Origin of the sequence: Longimicrobium sp. (genome assembly GCF_036280135.1) — a bacterium.
Lineage (GTDB): Bacteria > Gemmatimonadota > Gemmatimonadetes > Longimicrobiales > Longimicrobiaceae > Longimicrobium.
In genome coordinates, this window is sequence record NZ_DASURI010000785.1 from 1 (window position 1) to 11,491 (window position 11,491).

Here is an 11,491-nt window from a genome sequence, read left to right on the forward strand (position 1 = left end):
GCCCCCAGCAGCCGGCGCAGTCTCGCCAGGTACAGCGCGGCCCCCGGCGCCGCCCGCGCGATGCCCATCCGCAGCCCCCGCCCGTCCGCCGGCGCGCCCGCGTCTCCCAGGCCCGCCAGCGCGCGCGGAAACGGCAGCACGCGCGCATCCGCCCCCAGCGCCCGGACGCGCTCCGGCAGCGGGCCCTCTTCCGCCGCGATGACGGTCAGCCGCCACGACGGCTCCGCCGCGCGCAGGCTGGCCACCAGGTCCAGGAGGGCGCGCTCCGCCCCGCCCAGCGCGCCGGACGCGCTGAGGTAGACCACGTGCAGCGGCGGGCGCGGCGAACGGCCCGGACGGGTGTCGGGAGTCAGGGAACGGATGGGGATGGGAGGAGCGGCGGAGGACAGCGCGCTCACGCCGGGGCGGAGGCGCGCCGCGCGGCCACGTGCTGCACCGGGGCCGGCGCGGCGTGCGGGTTCGGAAGGCCGCCGGCCAGCCAGTCGGCCACGGCGGCGGCCAGCACGCGCGACGTGCGGTCCGCGGTCAGCAGGCGCAGGTCGTCGGGGGCGTCCGTCCACACGCGCAGGATGAGCGGATCCGCCTCCGCCTCGCGGACGGGGATGGGGCACTCCAGCTTCCACGCGCGGGCGGCGGACCGCGCCGGCAGCTCGGCGCGGGCGCCCTCGGCGGACGACTCGCGGCAGACGGTGGCGTACAGCAGCCCCAGCGCGGGCGCGTTGTCCTGCAGGATGGCCTGCACGTGCACCAGCGACTCGGCCCGGGCCAGCACCTGCGCCACGTCACGGGCGTGGATCTGGTCGCGGATGCTGTGCCGCACGCGCCGCATGCCGCTGCGCACCACGGCGCCCGCCTCCACGAACTCGTGGTATCCCAGGCGCTTGATGGCGAACAGCAGCAGCGCCACCGAGGCCGCCGCGCCCGCCAGCGCCGTCATGGCGACCGTCTTTTGCGGCCCCGACGCCATCAGCACGCCGATGACGGCCAGCCCCGCCGCCATCACGTACAGCGCCACGACGGCGCGCACGTGCGTGAGGCCGATGGCCAGCATGCGGTGGTGCAGGTGGTGCTCGTCCGCGCCGAAGACGGGCTTGCCCCGCAGCCAGCGGCGAACGACGGACAGCACCGTGTCCAGGATGGGCAGGGCAAGCAGCAGCAGGGGTGCCGCCGTCAGCACGGCCGTGGCGCTCTTGGTGGAGCCGTGAACGGACAGCACGGCCACCATGAAACCCACGAACAGGCTCCCCGAGTCACCCAGGAAGATGCGCGCGGGGCGAAAGTTGTAGCGAAGGAATCCCAGCAGCGCGCCGCCCAGCGCCGCGCAGACCAGCGCGACCTCCGGGTTCCCCAGCATCCACGCCACGGCAAAGGTGCTGCCCAGCGCCACCAGGCCAATCCCCGTCGCCAGGCCGTCCAGCCCGTCGATGAGGTTGAAGGCGTTGGTGATGCCCACGATCCACAGCAGCGTCACGGGCAGCGACAGCACGCCCAGGTCCAGCGTGGCGCCCGCGAACGACAGCTCCTCCACGCGGAACCCGAACCCGTACGCCACGATCCCCGCCGCGCACTGGGCCAGCAGCTTGGCCGCCGGCCGCAGGTTGTACAGGTCGTCCAGCAGCCCGGCCGCGAAGAGCAGCCAGCCGGCCGCCAGCACCCCCACGAAGAAGTGCTCCGGGGCCGCGGCCGACGCGGGCACGCCGCCCGGGAGCAGCGCCGCCATCCCCAGCGCCGCCGTCGTCGCCACGACGACGGCGATGCCGCCCATGCGGGGCACACGGGGCCCCTCGCGGTCGGCGGAGGGGCGCACGTGGCCGTAGACCCCGTACGCGGTCACCATCCGCACCACCACGGGCGTCACCAGCAGCGCCGTGAGCACAGCCACGCCAAAGACGGAGAGGATCAGCACGGGAGGATGGCGGAGGGGGTCCGGGAAGCGAGCAGGGAGCCGATCGCGCTACGTTCCCGCGCAAACCGATTCCAGCTATGCATTTACGATAGCCTGACGCGCAACCCAGGTCAAGGCTGATGCATGTCCACGTATCACATTTACACGAATGTTTCGTACCGCCGCATGCCCCACGCGCCATGAAATCCGCGCGATCCACGAGCACGCTCACGCGACAAGGCGTTCACCCACATGGAGTTGAGGGATGGTTACGCGGAGAGCGCGCCCATTTTCCCCCTTGGATGGGCAGCCGGCGGGGATTTCCTTCGTGCACGGACGTAAACACCCGTAGCAGGGCGAGAGGAACTGCATTCTCACGCAGAGGGAGCAGAGGCAGCAGAGTACTGCAACTGCTGTTGAAGTACTGCTGCCTCTGCTCCCTCTGCGTGAGAAAATCAGTTGCTGTTCGGCGGGATCAGAAGAGTTCCTGGAGAGACTCGTCCTGCACCAGGTGGCGCAGGGCGCTCGCCAGCAGCGGCGCCACCGAAACCACGCGCAGGATGCCGCGCGGATCCTCGCGCGGCGGCACGCTGTCCGTCACGAACACGCGCTCCACGCCCGCGTCCGCCAAGCGCTCCAGCGCATTGCGCATCAGCAGCGCGTGGGTCGCCATCACCACGAACGACGCCGCGCCGGCCTCGCGCAGCGCATTCACGCTCTCCACCAGCGTGCCGCCCGTGGCGATCATGTCGTCGATGATGACGCACGCGCGGCCCTCCACCTCACCCACGAGGTGCGTCACGTGCGTCTCCGTGCCGCTCTCGCGCCGCTTGTGCAGCACGGCCAGGGGCACGTCCAGCCGCGCCGCGTACTCCGTCGCCAGCTTTACGCGGCCGGCGTCCGGCGCCACCACCACGGACTGTGCCGGCAGCTCCGGCTTGAGCGCCGCGCACAGCGTGGGTACGGCCGTCAGCGTGTCGAACGGGCCGGGAAAGAAGCCCTCGATCTGGTCCGTGTGCAGGTCCAGCGTCACCACGTGGTCAATGCCCGCCTCGCGCATCAGCAGCGACACCAGGCTGGCCGTGATGGGCTCGCGGCGCCCGTGGCGCTTGTCCGATCGCGCGTACCCGTAGTACGGGACGACGGCGTGGATGCGCCCCGCCGCCGCGCGCCGGCACGCGTCCGCAAAGACGAGCAGCTCCATGGCGTTGTCGTTCACGGGCGGACACGTGGGCTGCAGCAGGTACACGTCCTTGCCGCGTACGGATTCCAGCACCCGCACGCTCGTTTCCCCGTCGGGAAAGCGCTCCACGGCGCAGTCGCCCAACGGCACGCCGAGCGTATCCGCCACCGCCCGTGCCAGCGCCGGGTTTGCGCTCCCGGCGAACAGGATGTAATCCGACATTGCGAGTGCGAAAGTGCGTAGTCCGTCCTCCGCCGGAATTCGGCGCGCGGGAAGATGCGGCTTCCGCGCCACCCGACGCAAACGGCCGGAGCACGCGCGGTGCTCCGGCCGATCTCACTTGTGGATTCGGGTGATGCGGACCCTGCCCGTGTTGCGGTCCACCAGCAGCTCTGCGTCGTACGGGCGCCCGCGCAGGCCCACGGAAACCTGCCAGCGTGAAGCGACGATGCTGTCTGAACGCGGATCCCGCTGCTGGATGGGCACGAGGCGCGCGGTCTCCGCGGCCGCCGTGTCCTCCGGCATCAGCCCCGTCTCCGGCCCCGCCGATCCCAGCATCCGCATCGCCAGCCCCACCAGCGCGCAGCGATCGGCGGTGGAAAACGAGTCCGCAGGCACCGCCGTGACCACGATGCGGGCCGGACCGCACGGCTCCTCCACCACCGCCTCGTCCTCCACCGGCGCCTGCTCGGCCGATCCGCACGCCGCAAGCAGGCACGCAACCGCCGCCATCCCCACCCTGCTCCCTCGCGACACGTCATCTCCACTCGTCAGGACGTTTGATCCAGGGGGCAAGCAAGAGAAGCCGGCGCGGGAACGCGGGCAAGTCCGTTCCGCGACTCGAATCGCCAACGGAAAGCGGCCGGAGCACGTGCGGTGCTCCGGCCGTGGTCCATCCCCCGTGCCTGCGTGCTCAGGAGCCCACGGGCTCCGCCGGGGGCGCGGCTGCGGCGGGCGGCGCAGGGGGAGCGGGCGCCGGTACGAGCTTCCGCTGTCCGATCATCCACCGGCCCGGGCCCTTCTGCCAGTCGGCCGGAAGGTCCTGGAACTCCAGCGAGGGATGCGCCCTCCCATCCATCAGCACGGCGCCCGTGCGCGGGTCCAGCGTGAGCTCCGCGAAGCCCTGCTGCCGGTACATCTGCACGTCCGCGGCAATGCGCTGCGGTGACGCCGCGCCGTCCGACACCCGGACGATCAGCCACTCCGGCTCCGGCGTCCCCGCCGCCGCGTCGGCCAGGGGCAGCTGCGCCGCGTCGCGCAGGCGGGCCACGAAGTCCGTCCCCAGCCCCACCCCCCACAGCCCCGGCGCCACGTAGAAGTCGCGCGCCTCCCACGCCACGCGCTTCGCCGACACATCGCACGGCAGCAGGCCGGCCTGCAGCGCGCGGCCGTCCACCTCCAGCGCGTACGCAATCACGCGCCGCTTTCTCGCGTCCGCCGGCGCGCCGTGCTGGTTGAGCCAGCAGAGCGCCGCGTACCCGTCCGCGTCGAACGCCGTCGTCACCCGCGCGGGCGGAGCGCCGCCGCCCAGGCCGTACAGGCGCTCCACGAAGCGCACGAACGGCGGCGCGTGAAGCGTCCGCAGCACGGGCCACCACGCGCGCACCGTCCGCGCGTTGGCCCACCGGGCAAAGTAGTTCACCAGGCCCAGGTGCACGGGATGGGAATACGTCCGCTCCAGGCTCTCGGCCGTGTACAGCTCCTCCAGGGTGCGCAGGGCGTGGCGCACGGCGTCCAGCGCCGCCGCCTGCTCCCGCGCCCTGCGCGCCCGCCGCCGGGCCGTGGGCTCGCCGGCGGGGGGCGCGTCCGCGGGCAGGCCGGCGAGCTCGATCTGCACCTCCTCGAGCAGGCCCCGGCAGTCGTCCTGGCGCAGCAGCGCGTTCAGCTCGGCGATGCGCTCGCTCACGTCGTCGGCGCGGTCCGCGTGGCCGTCCGGCAGCGGCAGCCACTCGAAGCGCGCCCGGCCAAACAGCTCCGCGCGGTCGTCCTTGGCGGGGGCCGCCAGCCCCGCCGCGATGCGCGCGAACGCCTCCGTGGCCGCGTGCTCGCCCAGCCGCCGGTACGACTCCCACTGCGCCTCGTCGTAGAACTGGTCGCCCGTGCTCTCGTGCGGAAACGCCGGGTTGCGCGTGCGATACTGCGTCACGTCCGCCGGCTCGCTCCCCACCAGCGTGGGCTTGAAGAGCAGCAGCACGCCCGTGTCGCCGTTGGGATAGTGGATGTCGCCCGCCACCATGTGCTGCCGCGCCAGCCCCGTGGCGGGATCGGGACGGAGCGGTGCCAGGTCGATGCGGATGTCCACGGCAAAGTCCTCGCGCACCTTGCGCACGAGGTTGCCCAGATCGTCGAACGCCACCGTGCCGTCCTGCCCGCAGTCCGAGGCCAGGATGAACATGCAGTGGCGCCGCACCAGCTCGTAGATGGCCATGTTCTCGAAGTGGCCGCCGTCCGACAGGTGCACCGTCGGTCCGTCCGCGCGCGCCAGCCCCAGCAGCTCGCGGTAGAACGGCGCGCCCACGAACAGCGGCCGCAGCACCTCGCGCACCCGCGCCAGGAACGCGGAAGACGCGGCGCCCGCCTTCGCCATCCGCCCGGCATCCGACACGACGGGAACGGCGCCCACCTGCACCCGCGTGGCCGGCGCGGGCGGCTGCCCCGCGCGGATGCGCCGCGGATGGGCGATCCACAGCCCCAGCCGCAGCCCCAGCGCCGCCGCCAGGAACCGCACGGCCGGGCCAAACTGGATGGATTTGGCGCCCATGAGCGAGTTGAACGCCGCGCCCGACGCCGTCATGGCGGCACCGAGCGTGGGGACGTGCCTCCGGTTCCTGTCCTCGCCCCACTCCGCCCAGTCCGCGCCCGCGGAGATACCCGCGCGGGAGAGAACGGCGCTCGTGGCGCCGCGGTTGAGCCCCGCGATCTCTCCCCCGTTGGACAGGTCGTTGGCCGCGCAGCAGACGAGGTGAAAGGGCCGGTCGCCGGCCGGCAGCGCGTCCAGGAACGGGTCGTCGTCCGCCACGTCGCCCGTGGAGCGGTTGGGCGGCTCGCACGAGGCGCCCAGGTACGCCCGCACCAGGCGGCCCTTGTAGAACGCGTGCAGCCCCACCTCGTTGGGATTGAACAGCAGCAGCGCCAGCACGGTCACCAGCACGGCGCCGAGCGTCACCAGGCCCAGGCGCCCCGCCGCCGACACCCAGTCGCGCCCTTCGCCCCACGCGTACAGCGCCGGCCGGCCCAGCATGACCAGCCCCGCCACGAGCGTGACGACGATCAGGCCGATCACGGCGTACGACAGCAGCTGGGGAAGCAGGGGCTTGAGCCGCGTCATCATCTGCCCGGACGGCTTGGCGGAGGAGGGGCTGCTGATGGCCTTCTGCACCCGCGCGAACAGGGCGGCCAGGGCCGTGGCCGCGGCCGCCAGGGGACCGGCGGCGGGAAGGTCGGTCCTGAACACGTTGCCGGTGGCGAGCACCCCCAGGCACCAGAGCGCCGCGACCACGGCCCACACGGCCGCGAACAGCCACAGCCGGCTCTGCGCGCGGTCAAGGCTCGTCCGCAGGGGCGACTCGGGCTTGATGCGGCGAAAGCGCGACATCAGCACCCGCACCGCCACGAGGGCCAGGGCGCCGGCCGCCAGCGCAGCGGACGGCAGGAACAGCGGCCCCCAGCGGTCCGCGCCGTCCCCGTACAACACCAGCGGAAGCCGCTGCGAGTAGTTCCAGAACCCCCGCAGCACACCTGTCCCCGTGATCCACCCCCACGCACCGCCCGTGGCCACGACCGACAGTGCCACGGCGGCGGCGTACGGAACGCCGGCCTTCACACGCAGCTCCGCGGGCGTCATCCGCTCCGCCGCCAGCAGCGCGACCAGCAGCACGCCCGTGAACGTCAGCAGCGACGCGGTCGCCCAGGGCAGGCTCCGCAGCGTCCACAGGGCTTGGTCGCCCAGGAGGAGCCGCGCGCCCGTCGCCCACGCCAGCAGCACGAGAACGATCAGCGAGAGCGCCGCCACAAGCGACGGCAGGATGGCGCTCACGGCCGCCACCACGGCGCGGCCCGTGTCCACGGTAAGCAGCCCCAGGCGGGGCGTGAGAAAGTTGCTGAACTCGCGCAGGTGGCGAATGGGTTCCGCCTCCGCCTGCTGCCCCGTCCGCGTGTCGGTGGCGGGAAACGACCCGTTCCGGGGAGGAGGAGACACCGGCTTCCCGTTCGCGTCCATGGCGGTGCGGGCGCGCCACCGCGTCCAGAACCCGCCGATATACCCGCCCCCGCTCACCGTGGACAGGTAGTCGAACGCGCCCGTCAGCCCAAGCCGCTCCAGTCCCTGCAGCAGGCCCAGGTTGAAGGTGGCGCTGCGGATGCCGCCGCCGGACAGGGCAATGCCCGCCAAGCCGCGCGACGTCTCGTGGATCCACCGGTCGCCGGTGCCGGCGGGAGTGCCCAGCTCGCGCTCCACGAGCGCCGAGAACGGTTCCGGGGGAGAAGGGGGCGTCTTCATGATGGGTCCCGCGGGAATGAGAGCGGATGCGGCGAGGAGGCGGGATGCGCCGCGTGCGCGGGCGGGAAACGGACGATGCCGCGCGCGTCCCATGATAGGGACGAACTCGCCAGAGATCAACCGTTTTGGAGCGGCCCCACCGCCCTCCTCGACGGTGGTCCTCCGCGCGGGAGGGGCGGCGGAAACGAAAGCGCGCGGTCCCGGGACGGCGCACCGGAAAGGTGCCGCCGCCGGGGACCGCGCGCCGTGCCGCCGGACGGATCAGTCCGCGGCGACCAGCCCGGGAACGTACACACGCTCCAGCCCGCCCACCACCTGCTCCAGGTCGTCGTCCGTCAGCTCCGGCCCCACCAGGGCGGGCACGGGCACGGCGGCGACGGCCGGCGCGGGGGCGGCCGGCCGGGCGCGGGGAAGGCGGATGCGCTCCAGCAGCGTCATGCTACCACTTTCCGCACACGTCGGTGTCGCCGCCGCCGGCGACGAGGTCCAGGTCATCCTCGTCCAGCTCGCCGTGGCCCATCTCCGGCAGGACGATGAGCGCGTCCAGGTCCCGCGGCCGCTCGATGAACTTGATGCGGTACGTGTGAGGCAGGATCACGCCGAACGCCATGCGGATGGCGCCCACGGGATCAGCCAGCAGCCGGACGCGGAACTCGCGGTCGGTCGCCGCGCGTTCGATGACCTCCTTGAGAAGGTCGTCCGTCTTCTTCTTGGACATCTCGGTTCCTTTGTACTGAGATTGATGCGGGGGACCCGTCCGCCCCGGGGCAACTCGGGTGCCGCTCTGGACAGTCGAAAAATCCGCGCAGGCACTGGATTTTCTTCCATCCCCGCCTCTCCCGGTGGAACCGGCGCTCTACCCCGTGGCGCCCCGCCTCTACCGCCGCGCGCTCACCTCCGCAGGTGCGGCTGGTGAAAGGTGAGCAGGTACGCCTTCATCTGCGGCGCGCGGTCCGGCTCGTGGACCAGCTTGATGCAGTTCACCCGGCGCGCCAGCAGGCTGGGCCACAGCTCGTGGCGCAGGGTGCGCACCTCGTACCCGGGCCACGCCAGCAGCGCGTCGCGCCGCTCGGGGTCCACCAGCCCCATCTCCGCCAGCGACTCCAGGAACGCCCGCTCCGCCACCGTCCCGCGGATCTGCGGCTGGCGCTCCAGCGTGTACTCCACCCCCAGCCGCGGCAGCAGCGCGCCCTCCAGCACGTCCAGGTGCAGCATGCCGATCGCCGGCGCCCCGGCGCGCGCCATGGTGGCCACGGCCCCGGCCGCCATCCGCGCCTGGTCCTCCGGCCAGCCCACGTCCCCCAGAAGCGCGGGGACGGCCGCGTCCGACACGCGCGACAGGTACACGCGCACGGCCTGGCGCGGGCGCGACAGCATCACCCCCGCGTAGGGGAGGGCGGCGCCCCGCGGGCGGCGCTCCAGCACGCCCCGGACGCGCGCGCGGGTCCCAGGGTCCATCGCCCCCGGCGCCAGCGTCTCCACCACCCGGGCGACGAGGGCCAGCGCCGCCTCCGTGTCCATGGCGGCCGTGGCATCGTCATCGAACGCAACGAAGACGGACGGCGGCGGCAGGGGCGGCCCGCCGGGCGTCGCGGGCGCATCCAGGTCCAGCTCCAGCCACAGGTGGCGGACGGCCGCCCACGCGGGACCCTCGCCGTCCAGCCACGCGGCGCAGAAGTCCGCCACGGCGCGCCAGGCGGGGCCGCACTCCAGCAGCCGCGCGGGGTCCACGCCCGGGTGCCGGCCGGCCAGGATCTCCGCGCCCGCCCGCTCCACGCGAAAGATGAGGTCCACGGGGTCCGGCCCCTCGCGCAGGCGGCACTCCAGGTACGCCGCGCGGGTGAGCGCCGCGGGAATGCGCCCCGCCACCCCCATCACCCGCGCGCGCCACGCGGGCGGGACGAGGGCGTCCGGGGCGTGCCGCGTGGACAGGCCCAGGGTACCCGCCAGGGGGTAGCGGCCCACGCCGCGGGGTCGCGTGGCCCGGGTCACGCGCGCCCCCGGAGAACGGCGTGGATTCTCCCGAGCCCGCGTCCCCAAGGGTGCGCGTCAAATACGTTGACACTGCGGGAAGCCCGCACTATCCTGACCATCGGTTCAGGACGCAAAACATCCTCCTTCTTCCGTTCGACCCTCTTGCTGCGCGGGTACTGCGCGGGCTTTGTGTCCGCGCCGGTCCGCCTTCGCGTGCCCCCGGTACACGACCGGCACGTCGGCCACGTTCGCGCGTACCGGCGGAAAACGGCCCGCACCCTCTTGATTGGAGTGGCGGTTCCATGATCCAGCGCTCCCCCTCTGTCGGCCCGGAAGAGACGGACCTTGCCCGGCGCGTGCGGCTGATGTCCATGGAGCGCTGGGGCGAGCGCCGCGAGACGGTGCTCGTGGGCCGGCACGAGTCCATGCTGGCCCTGCAGGAGCGGGTGCACCGCTTTGCCCAGGCCACGGCCCCTGTGCTGGTCACGGGCGAGACGGGCACGGGCAAGGAGCTGTTCGCCCGCGCCATCTACCTGCTGGGCCCCCGCGCCAGGAAGCCGTTCTTCAGCGTGAACTGCGCGCAGTACACGGAGAGCCAGCTCATCGCCAGCGAGCTGTTCGGGCACAAGCGGGGCAGCTTCACGGGGGCGTTCGAGGACCATCGCGGCGTGTTCGTGGAGGCGGACGGGGGCGTCGTCTTCCTGGACGAGGTGGGCGAGCTCACCCTCCCCGCGCAGGCCATGCTGCTGCGCGTGCTGAGCGAGGGCGAGCTGGTGCCGGTGGGCGACACGCGCGTGCGCAGCGTGAACGTGCGGGTGATCGCGGCCACCAACCGCGACCTGCGGGGGCTGGTGGCGCAGGGCCGCTTTCGCGAGGACCTGCTCTTTCGCCTGCGCTACCTGCAGCTGCACGTGCCGCCCCTGCGCGACCGCGGTGCCGACTGGCAGCTCATGCTGGAGCACTACGTCCACCGCCTGAACGGCGACACGGGGCAGGAGCGGCGCTTCAGCGAGGCCTCCCTCGAGCGGCTGGGGACGTACTTCTGGCCCGGCAACGTCCGCGAGCTGCGCGCCGTGGTGGAAACCAGCCACTCCCTGTGCGGCGCGGCGGTCATCGAGCCGGGCACGTTCGAGGAGCAGCTGGAGCGCGACGCGTCGTCCCACGCGCCCACGGCCGCGCCCGCCTTCGGGATGCCCATGGCCGCGGCGCCGGCGCCCGGCGGGGCGGCGGCGCTGCTGAACCGGATGACGGGGGGCGCGGAGACGTTCTGGGACCTGGTGCACGAGCCGTTCATGGACCGCGAGCTGAACCGCGGCCAGGTGCGCGCGGTGGTCGAGGAAGGGCTGCGCCGCAGCAACTGGAGCTACAAGCGCGCCCTGCAGGTGTTCGGCATCCAGCAGGACGACTACCTCAAGTTCATGGACTTCCTGCGCCACCACCGCCTCAAGCCCGAGCGCTGACGTCGTCCAACTCCACCGCCGGCGCGGGTCCGGCCGAAAGGTGGGAGATCCCCACGGAGGGCGGGACGAGGAACCCCTTCCCTGCCAGCTGGCGAATGCATCGCAGCAGCCGCGCCCGCCGCGCGGCGTCGCCGGACAGCACCTCTCCCACCCTTTGGGGCAGGTGAAACGCGCGGTACACCTCGTACACGGCGCGCGAGATCCGCATCGCTCCGGGCCGGTCAGGGATGAAGAGCTCCACCGCCCCCTCCTCGATCGTCGCCACCCGCGCGGCCGGCAGCACCATCAGCACGTCCTCCCCACCGGGCGCATCGTCCAACGCGCCGACCCCCATCCGCATCGCGCTCATGATCCCGACCCGGCCGCGTGGAACGGGCATACCCGCAGCCGCGTCTGGTGCCGGGTGGCGCCGCCCTCCTCCCCCGTGTGGATGAGCCCGCGGTGATAGAACCGCTGCCACTCTTCCTCGTGCGCCCGCGTACCCGGCACCC

At 73.0% G+C, this 11,491-nt stretch carries 9 protein-coding genes and 1 pseudogene; 1 reads left to right on the forward strand and 9 read right to left on the reverse strand.

Translation table 11 applies throughout. The features are described 5' to 3' along the window. The 8 genes and pseudogenes from VFZ20_RS25205 to VFZ20_RS25240 all read right to left on the reverse strand — a co-directional run. Positions 1–305 (reverse strand): annotated as a pseudogene (locus tag VFZ20_RS25205) (glycosyl transferase family 1); the annotation flags it as partial. A gap of 89 nt (positions 306–394) precedes the next feature. Beyond that, the gene (locus VFZ20_RS25210; RefSeq protein ID WP_329686725.1) at positions 395–1,906 is read right to left on the reverse strand and encodes an MraY family glycosyltransferase; all 1,512 of its coding nucleotides are present in this window, start codon (positions 1,904–1,906) and stop codon (positions 395–397) included. A 454-nt stretch (positions 1,907–2,360) separates the two neighbouring features. After that, positions 2,361–3,290 carry a ribose-phosphate pyrophosphokinase gene (locus VFZ20_RS25215; RefSeq protein WP_329686726.1) on the reverse strand — a complete coding sequence of 310 codons (930 nt, stop codon included), beginning with the start codon at positions 3,288–3,290 and terminating at the stop codon, positions 2,361–2,363. A gap of 114 nt (positions 3,291–3,404) precedes the next feature. Next, positions 3,405–3,800: a hypothetical protein gene (locus tag VFZ20_RS25220; protein ID WP_329686727.1), complete on the reverse strand. Its 396-nt coding sequence runs from the start codon at positions 3,798–3,800 to the stop codon at positions 3,405–3,407. Positions 3,801–3,981: 181 nt separating this feature from the next. Beyond that, positions 3,982–7,566, reverse strand: coding sequence for a hypothetical protein (locus tag VFZ20_RS25225; protein ID WP_329686728.1), 3,585 nt, complete (start codon positions 7,564–7,566; stop codon positions 3,982–3,984). Positions 7,567–7,827: 261 nt separating this feature from the next. Continuing rightward, positions 7,828–8,004, reverse strand: coding sequence for a hypothetical protein (locus tag VFZ20_RS25230; RefSeq protein WP_329686729.1), 177 nt, complete (start codon positions 8,002–8,004; stop codon positions 7,828–7,830). A gap of 1 nt (position 8,005) precedes the next feature. Beyond that, complete coding sequence (locus VFZ20_RS25235; protein WP_329686730.1) at positions 8,006–8,284, reverse strand: hypothetical protein; 279 nt, start codon at positions 8,282–8,284, stop codon at positions 8,006–8,008. A gap of 173 nt (positions 8,285–8,457) precedes the next feature. After that, a complete protein-coding gene (locus tag VFZ20_RS25240; protein WP_329686731.1) occupies positions 8,458–9,558 on the reverse strand; it encodes a hypothetical protein in 1,101 nt (366 codons plus the stop codon). A gap of 284 nt (positions 9,559–9,842) precedes the next feature. Between VFZ20_RS25240 and VFZ20_RS25245 the strand changes: the two genes are divergently transcribed. Next, positions 9,843–11,000, forward strand: a complete 1,158-nt coding sequence (locus VFZ20_RS25245; RefSeq protein WP_329686732.1) for a sigma 54-interacting transcriptional regulator — start codon at positions 9,843–9,845, stop codon at positions 10,998–11,000. On the opposite strand, the gene VFZ20_RS25250 is transcribed toward VFZ20_RS25245, so the two are convergent. Further along, the gene (locus tag VFZ20_RS25250; protein ID WP_329686733.1) at positions 10,984–11,349 is read right to left on the reverse strand and encodes a hypothetical protein; all 366 of its coding nucleotides are present in this window, start codon (positions 11,347–11,349) and stop codon (positions 10,984–10,986) included. The genes VFZ20_RS25245 and VFZ20_RS25250 overlap by 17 nt on opposite strands. Positions 11,350–11,491 lie beyond the last annotated feature (142 nt).